This is a genomic window from Pseudoalteromonas sp. S1612 (assembly GCF_005887175.1).
GTDB classification, from domain to species: Bacteria; Pseudomonadota; Gammaproteobacteria; order Enterobacterales; family Alteromonadaceae; genus Pseudoalteromonas; species Pseudoalteromonas undina.
In genome coordinates, this window is sequence record NZ_PNDH01000031.1 from 82922 (window position 1) to 103015 (window position 20094).

The 20094-nt window shown below is 40.0% G+C and carries 17 protein-coding genes; 12 read left to right on the forward strand and 5 right to left on the reverse strand.

The window, feature by feature from the left end:
* The first annotated feature begins 77 nt into the window (after nt 1-77).
* Together CWB78_RS11715 and CWB78_RS11720 are read left to right on the forward strand one after the other, a co-directional pair.
* A complete protein-coding gene (locus CWB78_RS11715) occupies nt 78-1220 on the forward strand; it encodes an alkene reductase (protein WP_138595705.1) in 1143 nt (380 codons plus the stop codon).
* Between the two features lie 256 nt (nt 1221-1476).
* Complete coding sequence (locus tag CWB78_RS11720) at nt 1477-2664, forward strand: GGDEF domain-containing protein (RefSeq protein ID WP_249930447.1); 1188 nt, start codon at nt 1477-1479, stop codon at nt 2662-2664.
* 65 nt (nt 2665-2729) lie between these two features.
* Here CWB78_RS11720 and CWB78_RS11725 read toward each other — a convergent pair whose 3' ends face one another.
* On the reverse strand, nt 2730-3257 hold the full coding sequence (locus tag CWB78_RS11725) for a hypothetical protein (RefSeq protein WP_138595709.1): 528 nt from the start codon (nt 3255-3257) through the stop codon (nt 2730-2732).
* 282 nt (nt 3258-3539) lie between these two features.
* On the opposite strand from CWB78_RS11725, the gene CWB78_RS11730 reads away from it, so the two are divergent.
* Both CWB78_RS11730 and katG read left to right on the forward strand, forming a co-directional pair.
* Nucleotides 3540-4880 (forward strand): L-cystine transporter, encoded by a 1341-nt coding sequence (locus CWB78_RS11730; protein ID WP_138595711.1) that lies wholly within the window; start codon nt 3540-3542, stop codon nt 4878-4880.
* A gap of 316 nt (nt 4881-5196) precedes the next feature.
* Nucleotides 5197-7464: a catalase/peroxidase HPI gene (gene katG, locus CWB78_RS11735; protein WP_138595713.1), complete on the forward strand. Its 2268-nt coding sequence runs from the start codon at nt 5197-5199 to the stop codon at nt 7462-7464.
* 61 nt (nt 7465-7525) lie between these two features.
* Here the strand turns inward: katG and CWB78_RS11740 are convergent, their stop codons facing one another.
* On the reverse strand, nt 7526-9406 hold the full coding sequence (locus tag CWB78_RS11740) for an MFS transporter (protein WP_138595715.1): 1881 nt from the start codon (nt 9404-9406) through the stop codon (nt 7526-7528).
* Between the two features lie 225 nt (nt 9407-9631).
* On the opposite strand from CWB78_RS11740, the gene CWB78_RS11745 reads away from it, so the two are divergent.
* From CWB78_RS11745 to CWB78_RS11770, 6 genes are all read left to right on the forward strand, one after another.
* Nucleotides 9632-10411 (forward strand): DUF2189 domain-containing protein, encoded by a 780-nt coding sequence (locus tag CWB78_RS11745; RefSeq protein ID WP_076918407.1) that lies wholly within the window; start codon nt 9632-9634, stop codon nt 10409-10411.
* Between the two features lie 188 nt (nt 10412-10599).
* Nucleotides 10600-11019 carry a CBS domain-containing protein gene (locus CWB78_RS11750; protein WP_076918408.1) on the forward strand — a complete coding sequence of 140 codons (420 nt, stop codon included), beginning with the start codon at nt 10600-10602 and terminating at the stop codon, nt 11017-11019.
* Between the two features lie 160 nt (nt 11020-11179).
* Nucleotides 11180-11548 carry a DUF2237 family protein gene (locus CWB78_RS11755; RefSeq protein ID WP_138595717.1) on the forward strand — a complete coding sequence of 123 codons (369 nt, stop codon included), beginning with the start codon at nt 11180-11182 and terminating at the stop codon, nt 11546-11548.
* A 309-nt stretch (nt 11549-11857) separates the two neighbouring features.
* Complete coding sequence (gene dps, locus CWB78_RS11760) at nt 11858-12382, forward strand: DNA starvation/stationary phase protection protein Dps (protein ID WP_008111394.1); 525 nt, start codon at nt 11858-11860, stop codon at nt 12380-12382.
* A gap of 178 nt (nt 12383-12560) precedes the next feature.
* Nucleotides 12561-14288: a SulP family inorganic anion transporter gene (locus tag CWB78_RS11765; protein ID WP_138595719.1), complete on the forward strand. Its 1728-nt coding sequence runs from the start codon at nt 12561-12563 to the stop codon at nt 14286-14288.
* A gap of 276 nt (nt 14289-14564) precedes the next feature.
* A complete protein-coding gene (locus tag CWB78_RS11770) occupies nt 14565-15017 on the forward strand; it encodes a c-type cytochrome (RefSeq protein WP_138595721.1) in 453 nt (150 codons plus the stop codon).
* A gap of 53 nt (nt 15018-15070) precedes the next feature.
* On the opposite strand, the gene CWB78_RS11775 is transcribed toward CWB78_RS11770, so the two are convergent.
* The gene (locus CWB78_RS11775) at nt 15071-15781 is read right to left on the reverse strand and encodes a VC0807 family protein (protein WP_010387557.1); all 711 of its coding nucleotides are present in this window, start codon (nt 15779-15781) and stop codon (nt 15071-15073) included.
* 297 nt (nt 15782-16078) lie between these two features.
* On the opposite strand from CWB78_RS11775, the gene CWB78_RS11780 reads away from it, so the two are divergent.
* Nucleotides 16079-17404, forward strand: coding sequence for an MFS transporter (locus tag CWB78_RS11780; protein WP_055013459.1), 1326 nt, complete (start codon nt 16079-16081; stop codon nt 17402-17404).
* Nucleotides 17405-17488: 84 nt separating this feature from the next.
* Here the strand turns inward: CWB78_RS11780 and CWB78_RS11785 are convergent, their stop codons facing one another.
* Together CWB78_RS11785 and CWB78_RS11790 are read right to left on the reverse strand one after the other, a co-directional pair.
* Nucleotides 17489-18199: a hypothetical protein gene (locus CWB78_RS11785; RefSeq protein ID WP_010387555.1), complete on the reverse strand. Its 711-nt coding sequence runs from the start codon at nt 18197-18199 to the stop codon at nt 17489-17491.
* 80 nt (nt 18200-18279) lie between these two features.
* Entirely contained in the window at nt 18280-19134 is an 855-nt protein-coding gene (locus CWB78_RS11790) for a hypothetical protein (RefSeq protein ID WP_138595723.1), read from the reverse strand.
* A gap of 318 nt (nt 19135-19452) precedes the next feature.
* On the opposite strand from CWB78_RS11790, the gene CWB78_RS11795 reads away from it, so the two are divergent.
* Nucleotides 19453-20085 carry an energy transducer TonB gene (locus tag CWB78_RS11795; RefSeq protein WP_138595725.1) on the forward strand — a complete coding sequence of 211 codons (633 nt, stop codon included), beginning with the start codon at nt 19453-19455 and terminating at the stop codon, nt 20083-20085.
* Nucleotides 20086-20094 lie beyond the last annotated feature (9 nt).

Here is a 20094-nt window from a genome sequence, read left to right on the forward strand (position 1 = left end):
ATTGTAGCTTTAAATCCCTATGCTCACCAGCATTGTTATAAGCGCTAAGCAGCATAGTTAATTTAAAAGGTATTCAAATGAGTCAACCGAGTAAAAATATCGACAGTTTATTTTCATCCATTAGTTTAGGGCCATATACCCTTAAAAATCGTATTGTTATGCCGCCACTTACCCGCTCACGCAGTACAGTACCTGGCAATATCCCCAACGAAGTAATGGCAACTTACTACGCACAACGTGCAAGTGCTGGCTTTATGGTTACCGAAGGCACTCAAATTGAACCCAGAGGACAAGGATACGCTTGGACACCCGGTATTCACTCTGCTGAACAAGTCGTTGGCTGGAAAAAAGTGACTAATGCCGTGCATGCAGAAGGGGGAGTTATTTTTGCCCAGCTTTGGCATGTAGGCCGTGTATCGCATACTAGCCTACAACCAAATGAAGCCAAACCTATTGCTCCCTCAGCAATAGCAGCTGATAGTGTGAAAGTGTTTATAGAAACAGGGCCAGCTCAAGGCGCTTTAGCCGATCCAAGTAAACCACAAGCTTTAACAACAAATGAAGTAAAAGAGCTTGTTGGCATGTATGCACAAGCTGCCCGTAATGCGCTAGAGGCTGGGTTTGATGGTGTGGAACTGCATTGTGCTAATGGCTACTTAGTAAACCAATTTATTTCTGAGCATAGTAACCAACGTGAAGATGAATACGGTGGCTCACTGACTAATCGCTTACGCTTTTTAAAAGAGATTGTTGCTGCCGTTAGTGATGTAGTTGGCGCTGAGCGTTTAGGGGTTAGATTTGCGCCGCTATTTAGCAGTACTGATGAAACCCGTGTTTATTTAGGATTAGTAGAATCAGACCCTCAACATACTTATATAGAAGCCATTAAAGTACTTGAGCAAGCGGGTATTGCTTATCTTTCAATTGCTGAAGCCGATTGGGACAATGCCCCTGATTTGCCAGAGCAATTTTACCAAGCGGCACGCGCAGAGTTTTCTGGACGTATTATTTACGCAGGTAAATACACAGTTGATAAATCTGTGGCAATGCTAGCTAAAGGTTATGGAGATTTATTTGCTTTTGGTCGCCCTTTTATTGCCAATCCTGATTTACCAGCGCGTATTAAACATAATTGGCCATTAAATGAAGCCGATGCTACTACTATGTATGGTGGCACTGAGCAAGGCTACAGTGACTACCCTCGCTATCAGAACGATTAGCAAAAAGGCCATGGATGGCCTCTTAAATTGCTAAAGGCGCGATAATACACTCTATCTAAACCCCTCAAATAGTTTTCATTACTGTTTTCATCTTATCGAAAATATCATACATTTGGTTAAAAAATGTCGATAAAAGCCATCTAAATTAGTTTTAAAGTATTGTTTTTAAATAATTAGCAAGCATTAAAGTAGTAATATTTTTCAATATGAATACAATAAGCCTTTATTTTTTAGACATCGGTCTTTGGAGCATGGGTTGTTAAAATTAGCAGGAGTTAAATCAACTTCTTTGAGCCTTTTAGGCCTATGTGGCTTATTTTTATTATTAGTTCAGTTTCAAGTTCAATGGCAAAGTAAGCTCTCTCTTATTAATAATCTTGTTTATCCATTACTGATTATTACTGCTGTATTTGCTACTCAGTTTAATCGAAGTCGAGTTGCATTACTATGCGCATTTTGGGTGCTTTATTTATCTTCATTAGACTATGCTTTACCTTGGTCTGACTGGCTCAAAGCGCAACCTGAATGGACCTTATTATGCGCTACAAGTTTATTAATGCTATTGGCAGTTATAAAAGATAGAGCGCTCTTATCAATACATACTGTAACTCGCAGTTTACTCGTTATTGTCTGTGGCGGTGCTGCATTTGCTTGGTTAGCACTGAGCCAACACTTGCAAGAACTAACAATACAATCCTCTTTTTATACTCAACTACTTCCTTACTTTCCCATTGTTTTACCGCTTTCAATAATTGGCGGCTTGCTTATTTGGCAAAGCTTGAGGGCCCATAACCTGACTCAAACCGCCTTATTAATTACCTTTATTGTGTGGTGCCTTAATCAGCAACATACTATTGATTTTCCTTGGTCTGTAATAGCCGTGCTTATGGCTTCTTTGTATTTATTGGCAGTGAGTACCGACTCTTATTATTTAGCCTATAGAGACGATTTAACCAGCTTACCAACGCGGCGAGCACTTAATCAGCTTGCTTTATCATTAGGGCGAAAATACACCGTTGCTATGCTCGACATTGACCACTTTAAAAAATTCAACGATACCTATGGCCACGATATTGGCGACCAAGTGTTAAAGCTAGTGGCGGCTAAAATGACTGGCATTAAAGGGGGTGGCAAAATTTACCGTTATGGTGGAGAAGAATTTACGGTGGTGTTCCCGCGTAAAACAGCCGAGCAGTCAATCCCTGAGCTAGAAACACTGCGCGAAAATATTGCCACCTACGACATGGTGATCAGAAACCCAAAACGAACTGATAAAAAATCTCGCAAAGGTAAACAGCCAAGCGACAACAAAACGGTAAACGTGACGGTTTCTATAGGTGTAGCGCAAAGAGCGGCAAAACAAAGCTTTGATGAGGCATTAAAAAATGCCGATTTAGCCCTTTATAGAGCTAAAAAGAAAGGCAGAAATAACGTAAGCGAGTAATGCTTTTAACGTGGCACGCTAACTTAATAATAGCGTGCCCAAAGGCAACTAAATTTAACTACAACTTATTGCTTTTCCAAAACCGCTTTTAAATTATTTAATGCCGAGACAGAAAAGCCACGGTCGTAAAAGTAAATAATTTTGCCACTCTCATCAAGCAGTATTACACGGCTGTTATTAGGATTTTCGTTGCCAGTAAATGCCTGAACTTTATCGCCATCTTTGTAAATTGTGATCACCCCACCCCACAACTCTTTTGGGATCCCCTTACGCATGCCGCTATCAATTAAGGTACTAAACATACGAGGAACCATGCCCTGAATAGTTGGCAACTCAAAGGCCGTTACATCCACTGCAGTCATATCTAAACCAATAAGCCAACGATCAATATCAAACTGGCTATCTTGTTTATAACCAATTAATAGCAACGTATGTGGGTTGTTAAAGTCATCAGGAATAGTGAATGACTGTTGCTCTAAGCTTTCTCCTGTAACAGTGGGAAATTGCTTACCAAGTAGTGCTTGATTTGGATACTGGGTTGAACATCCGCTTACTACTAAAACCATCACCAGCGTCATTATTGCCTTTAACATACCTTTACTCCCTATTTTTAAATAAAACTAAAGTGAACACGTTGACCAATTAATTCGTATGAGACTTACGCTTTAAACAAGGCTTACGATCTATAGTAACCCCTATAAATTAAAGAAAATACAAGCATATGAATAAGCTTGTACAATAAAACGCTGATTCGTTATACTTTAATATTATTACTATATTCCTTTTAATTCTATCCCATAGCGAAAGTGTATTTTGTTAACGTCTTACAAAGCGTTAAAGTGCCGCGCTAATTCACAGCTATAAAAGAGGGTACCATGTCGCTTGCTGTATTATTAATGTTGGCATTATTTGTCGGTTTGCTGTTTGCTATTTATCTTGTTTCGCAAAAAAGCAGCTCTTTATCTCGTACCGTTTTATTTGGTTTAATACTTGGTAGCGCCTTTGGTTTAGCTCTTCAATTTTTGTTTGCCCATTCCCCAGAAACCATTAAAGAAATACTCAGCTGGGTTAGCATAGTAGGTAAAGGCTATGTCGGGTTACTAAAAATGATCATCATGCCACTGGTATTGGTCTTTATGATTGCCGCTGTGGTTAAGCTTGAGAACCAAGGCTCACTGGGGAAAATATCCTTTATTAGCATCTCTGTTTTACTTTTTACCACCGCGATTGCAGCATTAATTGGTATTGGGGTAACGTATGGGTTTGATTTGAGCATTGAAGGGCTTGTATCAGGTACTCGTGAAGCCGCTAGAATGGACACCCTGCAAAGCAAAGCAGCGAATGTGGCCGACTTAAGTGTGCCACAAATGCTACTTAGCTTTATTCCTGAAAATCCCTTTGCAGATTTAAGTAATCAACGTTCAACCTCTATTATTGCCACGGTTATATTTGGTGTACTTGTTGGTATAGCTGCGCGTAAAGTAATGCTTGAAAAAACAGAGCTTGCTAGCCCAATTCGTAACGGTGTAAACGCCCTACAAGCGACAGTAATGAGCTTAGTTCGCATGGTAATTGCTCTAACGCCTTATGGTGTTGCAGGTTTAATGGCAAGTGTTGTGGCAAACTCTAGTAGTAGCGACATTTTAAATTTACTTGCCTTTATCGTTGCTTCTTACGTGGCTATTTTATTAATGTTTGTTGTGCATGGTTTACTGCTTAGCTTAGTAGGTGTTAATCCAAAACATTACTTTGAAAAAATCTGGCCAGTGCTTACCTTTGCCTTTAGCTCGCGTAGCTCAGCGGCATCGATTCCTATGAATGTAGATGTGCAAATTAACCAGTTAAAAGTGCCCCCAGCAATCGCTAACTTATCGGCTTCTTTTGGTGCCACAATAGGTCAAAACGGCTGTGCTGGTATTTACCCTGCCATGCTTGCGATGATGGTTGCGCCAAGTGTGGGGATAGACCCACTCACATTTGAGTTTATTTTACCGCTTATTGGTATTGTAGTTATTAGCTCGTTTGGTATTGCTGGCGTAGGCGGTGGTGCTACTTTCGCAGCGTTGGTTGTATTACCTACCATGGGATTACCAATAGAGGTCGTGGCTTTACTTATTTCTATTGAGCCTTTAATAGATATGGCGCGTACCGCACTCAACGTGTCGGGTGCTATGACCTCTGGTGTGATCACCAGTAAGTTAATGAAAACTCAATAGCACTCACTTTGATTTAATCGCCCAGCCTACGCTGGGCTTTTTTATGCCTATAGCTCTGCAAAGCCTTCTTTGCGTATTTACAATTCATTTATTTAATCGATTAAATTTAATAAATCATTTTTATAGATTGCACTAATCGTTTTATTTCGCACACGGTTTTTACCCTCTTTACTATACTATCCTCACTGCTTAGCCATTCAGGCTTGTTTAACAACAACTTGAATGAAGTATTAGCCTACTGTTTTTTAATGAGTAGGCCCTATTTTTTAATACGCTTTGTATATAACGAAATTCGTTAACTTTAAGGAAGCTGACAATGAAAAACCGATCATTTACAAAAAAAGCGCTTGTTGGATTTATAAGTATGGCACTTATGTCTGGCTCTGCTTTTAGCCAAGAAAAACCACAAATGTCTAAGCCACAAGGTGCTGTAGGCATGGGTGAGGCAAAAATGGGCGCAACCAGAACCAACCAATTTTGGTGGCCAGATCAACTTAACCTATCTCCTCTTCGCGATCATGATCTACGTTCAAACCCTTACGGTGCCGACTTTAATTATGCAGAGGCATTTAACAGTCTAGATTTAGACACTGTAAAAAGTGATATCGACGCTCTACTAACTCAATCTCAAGATTGGTGGCCAGCAGACTTTGGTAATTATGGCCCATTTTTTATTCGTATGACCTGGCACAGTGCTGGTACCTACCGTACGCTTGATGGCCGTGGTGGCGCTGGCGGTGGACAACAACGTTTTGAACCACTTAATAGTTGGCCAGATAACGTAAGCTTGGATAAAGCGCGCCGTTTACTTTGGCCAATCAAACAAAAATACGGTGAAGCCCTTTCATGGTCAGACTTAATCGTATTAGCGGGTAACGTTGCCCTAGAAAATATGGGATTTGAAACCTATGGTTTTGCTGGTGGTCGTACTGACGATTGGGAACCAGATATGGTTTACTGGGGTCCTGAAGTAGAAATGCTTGCCAGCGACCGTGAAGATGCCAGCGGCAAACTAGAACGTCCGTTAGGTGCAACTCACATGGGTTTAATTTATGTAAACCCAGAAGGGCCTAAAGGGGTTCCTGATCCTATTGGCTCAGCTAAAAATATTCGTGTTGCGTTTTCTCGCATGGCGATGAACGATGAAGAAACCCTAGCACTTATCGCCGGTGGTCACACTTTTGGTAAAATGCATGGTGCGCACAAACCTAAAGACTGTGTAGGTGCAGAGCCTGCTGCAGCAGGTATTGAAGAGCAAGGTTTAGGCTGGAAAAACAAATGTGGTAAAGGTGACTCTGAAGATACCGTATCTAGTGGTTTAGAAGGCGCATGGACACAAGCACCTACCCGCTGGTCATCATTATACTTAAGCAACCTACTTAACTTTGAGTGGAAACAAACTCGCAGTCCTGCTGGCGCTATTCAGTGGATCCCAACAGATGAATCATTACATAAGTCAGTACCTGATGCGCACGTTAAAGGTAAATTTAACCCACCGGTAATGACCACTGCTGATTTAGCGTTAAAATTTGATCCTGAATATCGCAAAATTGCTGAACGCTTTTTAAATGACCCTAAAGAGTATCAACTAGCCTTTGCTAAAGCATGGTACAAATTAACTCACCGAGATATGGGACCACCACGTAACTTTTTAGGTAAAGAAGTACCAAAAGAAGACTTAATTTGGCAAGACCCTATTTCAGCAGAGACTAAATCAAACATTGATGCTGGTGCAGTAAAAGAGCTTAAAACGGCTATTTTAGACTCGAACCTAAGTGTACCTGAGTTAGTACGTGTAGCATGGGCATCGGCTGCCAGTTACCGTGATTCAGATATGCGCGGCGGAGCCAATGGCGCACGTATTGCGCTAGCACCACAAAAAGATTGGGCAGTAAATAATCCAGCAGAAACCGCAAAAGTACTCAAAGTATTAAAAGCAATTCAAGCTGACTTTAACGACAGCTTATTTAGCAAAAGCCATGTATCGCTTGCTGATTTAATTGTGCTTGGTGGTAATGCAGCGATTGAAAAAGCAGCCAAAGATGCAGGCTACTCAGTAGACGTGCCGTTTAATGCTGGCCGTGGCGATGCTACACAAGCACAAACTGACGTTAATGCATTTAGCTTATTAGAGTTGCCTGCCGATGGTTTTAGAAACTACTTTGATGCAGAGAAAAGCTATAAATCACCAACTGAAATGCTGATTGATAAAGCGGATCAGCTTGACCTAACAGTTCCTGAAATGACTGTATTAGTCGGTGGCTTACGCTCACTTGATGCAAACTACAAAGGCACTGACTACGGCGTATTTACTGATAAGCCAGGTACACTAAATAACGATTTCTTCGTTAACTTATTAGATATGTCGACGGTATGGAAAAAATCGTCTGATGCTGGTATTTATCAAGGCTTTGATCGTCAGTCGGGGATGCAAAAGTACACTGCTACTTCGGTTGATCTGATTTTTGGTTCAAACTCAGAACTACGTGCAGTTGCTGAGGTGTATGCCTTTGATACATCAAAACAAAAGTTTGTAGAAGACTTTGTTGCAGCATGGACTAAAGTAATGAATTTAGACCGTTAATAACCATTAAGTAACACAACCACAGCGCTGCAATTAATTGCAGCGCTTTTTTATTGTAAAGCTACTTTAAAGCAAGCACTCGATCACGCAAGTCATCGGCACTCACATTTTCAGGTGCAACCGACTCACCAATCGCTACGCTTACTAACGACCATTTGGGTCTAGGTAGTCGCCACTTGGTTTTTCGGCTAAACATACTGCCCCATAATCCATCTAAATGAACAGGGATAACAGGCACAGGCGTGCGCTGAATTATTTTTTCAATGCCACGGCGAAACACATCAACTTCGCCATCACCGCTGAGTTTTCCTTCAGGAAAAATACCTACTAACTCACCACTTTCCAGTGTTTTAGCGATGTCATCAAAGGCTTTATTAAACGCCTTAGGGTTTGATTTTTGACTATCGATTGGAATGGCTTTGGCCATTTTAAATAACCAATTAAGTGCCGGTGAATAGTAAATAGGTGCAAATACAACAAACCGAATTGGCCTAGGCGACGCCGCTAAAATAAACATCCAATCAACAAAGCTAACATGGTTACTTACCACTACCGCAGCCCCTTCATCGGGAATGTTAGGCTCGCCTTTAGTGCGCACCCGATACATGCAAATCGCTAAAATATAAATAATAAAGCGTAAAAAGAACTCAGGAACTTTGCTGTATATATAAACCGATATCAGTAAATTAAGCCCTGCTAATAACAACAGTAATTGTGAAATATTCCAGTGTAATAGCGTTAAAGTAACAATACTTAAAACGGCGCTGCCGACCATAAACAGTGCGTTTAATACATTATTAGCTGCAATCACTCGAGAACGGCTATCGGGGTGCGTACGCTGCTGAATGAGTGCATACAAAGGCACGGTATAAAACCCCGAGGCAATACCAATACCTGCCATCCAAACAAAATGCCAGAGCATATCGCCAGTATTAATTACTTGTTCAAGAGTAAGCTGCAACTCACTAACTTGGCGATAAAATTCAATACCAGGCTCTTGGCTTAGTAAATATAAAAATAAGGTAATTAACAGTGCACCAAAAGGCACAATACCTAACTCAATCCGTGAGCGCGATAGCTTTTCACAAAGCAAAGACCCCAATGCAATACTCAGCGAAAACACCACTAAAGCAGCCGTCACCACCAACTCATCGCCTCCCATTACATGTTTTACGTAATTAGGGAGCGCCGTTAGTATCACCGCACCAATAAGCCAAAACCAGCTGATCCCTAATACTGACTTACCCACCGACTCGGTTTGTGCCTTAAGCGCATTAAAAACACTTTTGGTTGAAGTAATAGGGTTAATCGATACTTTTAAATTAGCATCATTGGCAGCACTTTTAGGAATAAATCGACTGCTCAAAAAGCCAATAACCGCTAGGCTCACTATTGCGATACTGATATAAATAGGGCCCGCTGCTTGGGTTATATAGTAGGTGCCAAATACGGTGCCCAATAAAATAGCGACAAAAGTGCCCGACTCCACCAGCCCATTCGCTTTGGTTAGCTCATTTGGGGCCACATGTTGCGGTAAAATAGAGTACTTAAGCGGTCCAAAAAAAGTGCTTTGTAAACCCATTAAAAATACAGTACCTAACATTAACCAAACCTGCTCGGTTAAAATCGATACTACGCCCACCAGCATAATAGGAATTTCGCAAAACTTTACGATGCTGATCAGTTTTGATTTTTCCAACTTTTCTGCAATTTGCCCAGCCATGCCTGAAAATAGAAAAAACGGTAAAATAAATAATCCTGCCGCCAGATTAGAATAAAAGGCACCATCGGCTACCGTAGCAGCTTGAAAAATTAAAATAAGCAAGATTGATTGCTTATAAACATTGTCATTTAAAGCAGAGAAAAACTGCGTCACAAACAGAGGTAAAAACCGTTTACTGCCCAGTAAAGCTCCTTGAAATTGTTGTTTATTTTCCTTCATTACGGTCTCTTAACATTAGGTACAGCGGTTAGATTACCATTGTAGAAAAGAAATACGAACCCACTTTTTAAGTGTTTACTTATACACGGAAGTAAAACCGTTCCCTCTATAAAAATGACTAACAAATGAACAATGCGATTAAATCTTGCGTATAAGTTGTTTACGAGTTGTAAATAAAACATCTATGTTCTAAACCTAAAAGGTGACTAAAAAAGGAGCATCTTTATGCCAACTACAAACACGATAGAAAAAGACACTAAATTCGCACGCTGTTTAGAGTGCAACAAAGTAAATACATTTGCCGCTTTTCATTGGCTTTCGTTAGCGTTTAAAGATATGGCGCGCGCGCCCATGTTGAGTTTAATTTACGGTTTAATCTTCACGCTTATTCCGGTAGCGATTGTTTACTCTGTTGTACTTACCGACAGCCACTTAGCTATTTTACCTGCAACCGTTGCTTTTGCTTTAATCGGTCCGGTATTCGCCGTTGGCCTATACGATGTAGCCTGGGAGCTTGAAAAAGGCCACAAACCTACGTTAAGCCATTCATTAAAATCAATGTTTCGTAACCCTGTAGGTGAATGGGGGTTTGCGGTATTACTTATGGTAATTATGATTATTTGGATGCGCCTAGCTGCAATTGTGCATGCGTTATACCCAAACCACGCAAATCCTACCTTTGAAGAACTTTCGGCGTTTTTAACTATAGGCAGTATTATAGGCGGAATTTTATTGGTCAGTGTGTTTTCAATCTCAGCGTTTACCCCGCAAATTATGATGGAAAGACGCGTTGATATTATGACTGCCGTGGTTTCTTCAATCCACGCGGTTAAAGAAAACTTTGCTGCCATGGTGGTGTGGTCAATTTGTATATTTGTATTGGTAGCGCTGGGCTTTGCTGCAGGTGCAGCTGGATTCATTATTATTATGCCGCTACTGAGTTATGCTAGCTGGCACGGTTACATTGCGGTAATTAAAACTAAAAAACCACGCGGTTACGAGTAACACTTGTCGAAAAAATTTTAATCTCTTTCTATCATTCACTTAATTAAATGCTTTTGGGCATTTAGTTAAGTGACTCCTCTCTCCTCCTGTTTATTAAATCCGCAAAAACCTTGATCTGAATAAGGTGCAAAGCTTAAAAATAGCGCTAATATAAGCTGATACACTACAGATAACATAAAGGAATAAACATGAGTCAAAATGTTACCGACTTAATGACAGCTAACCCATTTTCAGTGAACGTAAAAAGCACCCTGCATGACGCACATAATTTAATGAAAGAAAAAAATATTCGTCATATTCCTGTTATCGACGAAGACGGCGCATTTGTCGGTATGCTGACACAAAAAATCATGGTCGCTAAAGTTATGGGGATCATGGCAACGTTTGGTGCAAATGCATTACAACGAAAAGAGAAACTCACAAAAGTAGAAGATATTATGGTGAGTGATTTTATTAGTGTCACCCCAGAGCAGCCGTTATCAGATGTGGTTAAGTTTTTTGTAGATAATCGCCACGGTTGTATGCCCGTTGTTAGCCAGCAGGGTCAGCTAGTGGGTATTTTAACGTCTTCTGATTTTGTGCGTTTAGCGGCAGCACTACTTTCGTAAGCGCCCTTGCTTAGTAAAAACTGCATTTTGGCTTTACTAAGTGCAGTTTTTTACTCGCTTAAAGATGTATAAAATTAATAGCATAGATAGCTAAGTCACTAACGGCCTGTTATGGTAAACACCTCTGCTTTCGATGATTATTACAAGGTAACTGTGCTGCATGGCTAATCAATTAAATGTACTGGGAACTCGCTTACAACTGTGTTGTGGTAATGGTGGCTATACCCGTGAAGGGTTTTGCTATGTACCAGATTCAGACCTTGGCAATCACAGTGTATGCGCCATTATGACCGACGAATTTTTGCAGTTTTCTAAAGCGCAAGGTAACGATTTAATTAGCCCTAATCCTCTGTATGATTTTGCTGGCTTAAAAGCTGGCGACAAATGGTGCTTGTGCGCAGTGCGTTGGTATCATGCCATTGCTGCAAACGTTGCTCCTCCTGTGGTACTTGAAGCTACAAACCAAAAAGCGCTCGACATTATTCCGTTTGACGTATTAAAAGCGCATCAATATCAAAAAACGCTATAACGATTAAACACTGAACCCAGTTTTCTTTTGCCTAAATAGCGTAGGCAAAAAGAGTCCTTAACGTGCTCCCGTTTTAAACGTGCTTTTTTTTGCAGAATTTACAAAAAAGTGCATATTTTTCATATGCACTTAAGTTTGTTGCTTTGAAAAATACCGCCAATTAAAAATTAAAACAATAATTTCAGCAACTTAAAATAACAATACTATCGGCATGAGCATTGCTTCTATTAATACAAGACGTGTTCGTTATCGCAATTAAAACACTCACTTGAGTTAAGCGAACACTATTTTGAAATAGTAGGAGGCATAATGAGTAACAGTAATAATGCAAACAAAGTCGCTGAATTTACCGCTCCCGGTGTAGAAAATGAATCAGCAAATAAAGCAATATCTGTTCTAGAAGATCGCATGGTAGCGCTAATTGATTTACAACTAACTTTAAAACATATTCATTGGAATGTAGTAGGTCCAAACTTTATTGGCGTACATGAAATGCTAGACCCACAAGTTGAAACCGTGCGTGAAATGACCGACACCATAGCAGAACGTATTGCCACTTTAGGCGGCGTCCCTGTTGGTACACCAAAATCAATTGTCGATCGTCGTACATGGGAAGACTACGCTATAGGCAAAGGTTTAGTAACCGAGCACTTAGCTGCATTAGACAAAGTATATAACGGCGTTAACGGTGATCACCGTAAAGCTATAGAATCACTTGCTGAGCTTGATCCGGTATCTGAAGATATGATCATTGCGCAACTTGCAGAGCTTGAGCAATATCAGTGGTTTGTTCGTGCCCATATAGAGTCATCTACGGGTCAATTGAACAGCTAATTTCAAATTGATATACATTGAGCCCAGCAAATATGCTGGGCTTTTTTATTTTTTCACTATATCCATCTCATCATAAAGCTAAAACCACACATTTAATCCACTATAACGCGTTTAGTTACTATACTTATTTTTATACAGAACTTACTATCTACTCCTTATTATTAAAGGGATTTTTTCAGTGTTGTCGCGTTTATATAATTTTATGCCTGGTTTACAAACGTTGTTTAATTATCAGCGCCAATGGCTTGCCGACGATATGCGAGCAGCCTTATCAGTTGCAGCCGTGGCATTGCCTGTAGCTATTGCTTATGCGCAGCTTACCGGCGTAAATGCCGCCGTTGGTCTCTATTCTTGTATCTTACCTATGATGCTTTATGCACTATTTGGTACCTCTAAACAGCTTATTATTGGCCCTGATGCCGCAACCTGTGCGGTGATTGCCGCAGTAGTGACTCCACTTGCCGCAGGCGATAGCTTTAAACATTGGCAATTAGTGATCACCATGACAGCAATGACAGGTATCTGGTGCTTTATTGCCAGCCGCTTTAAACTAGGTGTACTTGCTGACTTTTTATCAAAACCTATTTTAATGGGACTGCTCAATGGCGTAGCTATTACCATTATTGTTAGCCAGTTTTCAAAAGTATTTGGTTTTACCTTTGACGAACGCTACTTACTGGAGCGCTTAGGAGGTGTGCCAACCTATTTATCGCAAACTCATATTCCCACCTTGCTAATGGCTTTATTAACGCTGAGTGCCTATTTCGCTTTCAAACGTATTAAACCAAGTTGGCCTGCCTCTATGCTGGCAATCACATTGGCTGCTATCTTAGTTTGGTTATTCAACTTAGAACAGTTTGAGATAAAAACCATTGGCGTTGTAACGGGTGGCTTACCTATATTTAACCCTCCGATGTTTGATATTGGGGTGATCCGTGAGCTCGTAGTTCCTGCACTTAACTTAGCCATAGTCAGCTTTGTAAGTATGATGTTGACCGCACGAAGCTTTGCTGCCAAAAATGGCTATGACATTAATCCAGATAAAGAATTTAGAGCCTTAGGTATTGCCAATTTAGCCTCAGCATTGTCGCAAGGTTTCGCAGTTAGTGGTGCTGACTCGCGTACGGCTGTTAACGACAATGCCGGCGGTAAAACTCAATTAGTATCGATTATAGCGGCTGTTATTATTGCCATTATTGCGTTATTTTTAACGGCTCCCCTTGAGTATATTCCCAGTGCAGCACTGGGAATTGTGCTTATTATTGCTTCAATTCATCTCATCGATTTAAAGACGTTATGGCAATTAAAATTTAAAGATAAGCAAGCATTCTACTTAGCATTAACTACGTTATTTGCGGTGTTGTTTATTGGTGTAATCCCTGGCATAACGCTTGCGGTGTTATTGGGTTTATTTCAATTTATCCGCAGCGTTATGCGTCCGTCTGACACTATTTTAGGTATTGATGCCAAAGGAGTAGTAAGAAGCCTCGACGAAACAGATAAAGCCAAAGCGATACAAGGCGTTTTTATTTATCGATTCAATTCGCCTTTAACTTACTTTAACGTGGGTTACTTTAAACGTCGCTTATTAGAACAATACGCACGCCAGAAAGACGATATAGAATGCGTTATTATAGACGCTGTACCTTGTTTTACTCACCTTGATCTAAGTGTAATGAGCATGCTTGCCGACTTAGATGTAATTTTTAAAAAACGCCATATTCGTTTAGAGCTTGCTGGCAGAAAACGTCAATTGCTCGCTTGGTTTAAAACGGCAGGAATTACATCTGGTAAAGAGGGGATTTATGTTCACTCAGACTTGTATATCGCCCTACAAAAAAACAGTGTGAGTCAACATATTACTGAAGCCGCTTTATTTAAATCGCCTAACCAAAGCTCAGCTTAGTTAGAATTATTAGTTATCCTCTACTACACTCAAATTTAGATAAAATATGGTGATGACTCATTTCATTAACTGAAAAATATCTGAGACTCAGTGCAAAGAATGTTTTCTTTATTAACTTGTTAAGCCTTAAAAAGATATCGCAAGCAAAAATGAAAATGCCATACCATGCAGTATCAAAATACGCGTGCAGCCGCTTATTTTATGGCTTATCAAATAAAGCGTTATTGATGAGAACAATTAAGCACTGCAAAAAACCAATTAAAAAATGGAGTTATTATGAAATATACACTCTTAATTGCATGCTTAATGGCACTGGCAGGCTGTGATAAAGGAGTTGATTCTCCACGAGGTTTTAGCTTGCCAGAGGGGAATGCAGAACAAGGTAAAGCCGTGTTTTTAAAATATAAGTGCTTGGCATGTCACACCCTTGCAGGCGTTGAAGATAGCAGCGTAACAAAACATGACGATATTTCTATTAAGCTAGGAGGTAATAAAACCAAAATAATTACTTATGCTGAGCTGGTCACGTCAGTAATAAACCCCTCACATCGGTTTTCTAGGCCTTATAGACCCGACGCCAGAAATGAAGATGGCAGCTCAAAAATGACGGTATTTAACGATACCATGACCGTATCTGAACTCACCGACTTAGTCACTTTTTTACAACCAAACTATAAACTTATTCCGTACCACAGAACTAATTACCAACTTTACTCTCACTACAAGTAAATATTGATAGCAAAAAAAACCGTTGCTAAACAACGGTTTTTTATGCGTTATATCTACTCGGCATTAACCATGTCTTCAAATTTCATACCGGTCAGCTTGGTCAGCACTTTAATCACATAAATAAAAATTCCAATCAGCATTATCATAGATGGAATCGCGATCACTGGATAACTCAATAGCGTCATTTCACCAAGTTGCTCGTTAAATTCCACGCTACCTGCTGGGCTAGTAACAATCCATTTAGCTAAGAGGTAATTCATAGTTGATGAAAACACAAAGGTGAGCGCTAATAAGTAATTAGCATTAGTAATCTTTTGTTTAAAGTTTTGCGTATTGCCGCGCTCATCAAGGGCATCGTAAATAGTGTCTAACTTAAATAAAAGTGAGTTTAATAAGAGCTTGGCTAGCAAGGGTTTACCAAAAAAACCCGACATCAGCACGGTAAAACCAATGATTGCTGGTATAGCCGCTTCTTTAATTGCTAACCACTCAACATTAAGCTCAAACAGCGCAATACCACCGGTAAGCAAAGTACTTAAAAAGCCCAAAAGTGAAATAAAATTTAATGAGCCCGCTTTTATAAAATCATAAATACCGTAACTAATAGGGAATATAAGCGCCACAATTAAGCCAATCACGCTGCCTAAATATTCAGGCCCTGAAAATTTCATTAAAATGACTGAAGGTATGATGATATTAAATACGATTTCGATAAGCGGATTATTCTTTTTACGCTTATTTATAGCTTGATTATCACTGGTCATTTTTAATTCCAAAAAATATTACTGCTGCCATTAGCTCCTCTCTAAAGAGTAAGTAATGCTGAAAATTATCTTTATGCATAATACCCGCAATACACTCGCTATTCTAGCATCGCACTTAACCGTCCGATTTTTTAGATCGCTATTTTATCCAAAGCTATTTTTATCAATAAATAATTTATCGACCGCTCTATATTCTTATACTGAGTGTTCATTATTACAGAGCACATTTTTTACAGCTTGGAAAACCTTCATGCTTGCTCTAGTATCTAGTTGTCTTAGCTCATAATTTGCATCTTAATGAAATCATTTCCATCACTGTATTTTGCCAATTTATTTTTAATTATTGGTACCGGCTTACTTACAACCTATTTAGCCCTTTACTTAGGTAAACAAGGCACGTCTACGTTTTGGATAGGCCTAATGACCTCGTGTTATTACCTTGGCTTATTACTGGGTTCAAAACTTGGCTATCATTTAATTAAATCGGTGGGTCACATTAGAACCTTTGCAGCAAGTACTGCGGCGGTTACTGCCTGTGTGGCCGCACACGGAGTAAGCGACAATCTATATATATGGTTAGGCCTTAGGCTTTTTGTTGGCTTAGGGATGATGTGTAATTACATGGTGCTAGAAAGCTGGCTAAACGAACAATCAGCGCCTGAATCTCGCGGGCGAGTCTTCTCTTTTTATATGATCACCTCTTACTTAGGGATGATTTTAGGCCAACTAGCGCTCGCACAATTTCCTGAGCTAGGGTATGCACCGCTATTTTTAGTATGCATGGCGTTGGCTATCGGTATTATTCCAATTTCTATCACTCGCAGAATTCACCCTAAACCGTTAAAGCCGATAAAAATGAGTCTGTTTGATTACGCTAAAAAAGTGCCACAGTCGCTTACTGCGGTGCACTTTGCAGGCATTATCAATGGTAGTTTTTATGGCCTAGCGCCTATATTTGCTAAGCTATCTGGCTTTGGCGCCGCAGAAATTGCTATTTTTATGTCGGTGACTATTTTTGCTGGTTTGCTAGCCCAGTGGCCAATGGGGATGCTCTCTGATCGCGTTCGTCGTAGCGTATTAATTCGAACTAATGCAGCAGCTATCGGTGTTGTAAGTTTGGCATTGTTTTTATTGCCTACTTCACAACTAACAGCTTACATACTCACTTTTATCTTTGGTTTATTTGCGTTTACTTTATATCCGCTTTGTTCTGCGCTAGCTAATTCGCGGGTTGAGGACGAAGAGCGCGTAGGCGTATCATCTGCATTATTAGTCGCTTTTGGCGCCGGTGCAGCAATAGGCTCAACAGTTAACGCACAGCTGATGACCTACTTTGGTCACCAAGCATTGTATGCGTCAATTTCGCTATTAACCGTGGCTATGTACTTACTACTAACCTTTATTAACTCTAAACAAAAAGTTGAACAGCCAGAACCCAGTGATTATGTGGTCGGTACATCCGATGTTACAAACTCGCCACTGGCCGCTACGATGGATCCGCGCATTGAAGAAACCACCGCGCAAGATCAAATGCTGGTTGTAGATGAAGAAGAAGATGAATTTTTTGAGCATCCCCAAGGGGAGCTGTTTAAAGATCTTCACGAAGATGACGTGAAAAATTAACTTATACTGCTTGTAATGCTTTCAAAACACGCTAAGCAAACATCAATTAAGGGAGTAATTATACTCCCTTAATTGTTTTAGCTTTTAAGCAAACCCTGTTTCAATATCTCGAAAAGTCCACTTCCCATTTGGATCTGCAATATCAATTAACTCACACGCCTTTTTATTCCATGCAGCCAAGCAAGTAATGTAGTTTGTTAGTTGGTGATATGCACGATCAGGGGCGTCAGGGCGAATTCTCGACATAGTAAACCCTGAATAAGTAGCACCACTACCCACCCAGCTCACAATTGAAGAAGCAACACTGCCACCAGGAACAGCAAAACCAACAGTTGTAGTAACAAGGCCTAAAATAGTTGCTGCTTTCTCAACACTATTACCTGTTTTCATAATATCTTCGTTTATCACTGGGTGTAATAAAGCTAATAAGTTGATTGCTTGGGGCTGATTTGAAGCAATAGCAACATCGTTAGATGTTTTTGCAACACTACCGGGTGCTGAAGCTCCCCCACGCATAGCAGGAAGTAAGCTATTAAAAGATTTTTGACTATTATTACTGGTAGAAAAAACAACGGACTGTGTCGTTAAGCCACCGGCTTTAACACGCTTTTGATCCCTAGGTGTTACAGTAGATTTATAGGTGCGTTGTAAGCGGCGATAAACCGCAGCACTGCACTGTGTCATTTGGATTGCCAAAGCGGCTTGCTCTTTGAAAGCCCGCCCAATAGCGCGCTCAGAAAGTTGAGTTAGTTGCGCTTTTTTCTTCAGCACATTTTGACCAATGATAATATCCACAAAAATATCCTTATTTATTATATGATAAGGCCGATTCTAGCATAATGCTAAGCAGAGATAACAGCTCAAAAAGAAAAACCTCATTGGCTTATCTGTGGCTTAAGATCGTTTAAATCTAAATGGATAGTCATTTCAAAATTATCAGGCTGTACAGCAACATCACTCAAACCTGTTCTCGCAAAATAATCTTCAAAGTCTTGCTGATATTTAGCCGAAAACTGCGTATACGCGGTAATAAACAAACTCAACTTTTTAGCTATTATTGGATAGGTAGCGGCAAGTTCCCGCAGTTTTTCAGGTTCAGCAAAGGCAAATTCAGCATAAATATTAAAGTCGTTTCCGACAGAGGTTTTACCATAATCAGACAAAAAGCCTGCGTTATAATCGGGTGCAGATTTATACTTTGTAAGCGCGTCAAAATTAGATGCTGCGGGTTTCCAGTCTTTTGGCAGCAAAGCTTGCCATGCAAATATAACGAAAGGTGAACGTATATAAACTAACGAGCTTAATTCATGATGAACCCCTTTCAACGAATTTTCGAAATTAAAACTCGTGCCATTCCATCCTGAGAGATTAACTAGAATTATGGAATTACTTGAATAGGTTCCTCCAGCAGCAGCCCCCTCTATAAGCATAGGTCCAGAAAGGTAAATAGCGTCAATTGCTTCAGCAACAAACCCTGGAGGATAGGTCGTTAATGCGGCCTCAATACCATCGAGTGACTCAGAAGCATCTGCAAGCGTAGTCATTTCCATTTCAAGAATTGGAGCCTCTCCATCACTAACTGCAAATTGTTCAGGGAAAAATAAACGGGGTTCACCAGCTTGAATGTCTACTTGGTGTGTTTTGGATAAACGATTAGCTTGCTCTGTTTCACTTTCGAAATATGAACACGCACTAACAAATAATAAAAAAACGAATATTGCTTTTTTCATTTATAAAATCCTTTTTAATGAGCATGCCTGAATGTTGCCACCGCTACTACTGAGAAGCAAAATCTAACAACAGCAGGGAAGCAACTTAAAGCTCTAAATTTCATCTACCTAGAGTAAATAAAATAGAAAATAACAGGCAAAACTTAAAATAACTACATTCTTTTTAGCCAACCCAAAATAAAAAAATTAAGAGACCTTTTATATAGGTTAAATACTACCCCTGTATTTTTAATTAAATTTTAAAACTATTTCACCCCTTTTCTATTTGCCAGCCGTTATAGCTCTGAAACAACATAATAAGTTAATTTGGAGCGGCTTATGCACACACTTGAATTCCCTAAAAACCCCATGTTCAAAACATCAACAGCTGTTATTGGCGGTGCTGCGATGACCTTTATCGCATTTGCCTTTATGCAATACTTAATTAGTGGCGAGCAAAGAGCACCTATTAAATTGGGTGATGATATTACTGTTGAGATTTTTCAAGCACCAGAAGATAAACAAACCACGCATATTAAAAGAATACCGCCACCACCCACACCTAAAGTGCCGCCTAAAGCACCGCCACGTGTAACACCTAGTAATGAGCCAATAACAGCAATAAGCACAGCACCACCCATAGTAATTGACAGACTTGGTGACGATATGAAGCAAATAATTACCCGCCCAACGGGAGATGCTTCACCCATTGTGCGCATAAACCCTAAATACCCAACTAGCGCGGCACGGGATGGCATAGAAGGCTGGGTACAACTTAGCTTTAATATTTCACCCACAGGTGAAGTAATTAATGCCACGGTAGTAAATTCCGAGCCAAAACGCATATTTGATCGCGAAGCACTTCGCGCCATTAAACGCTGGAAATATCGTCCAAAAGTAATTGAAGGTGTGGCACAATTGCAAACAGGTCAAACCGTACAGCTTGATTTTAAATTAGACAGTTCGCAGTAAGGGAATAAG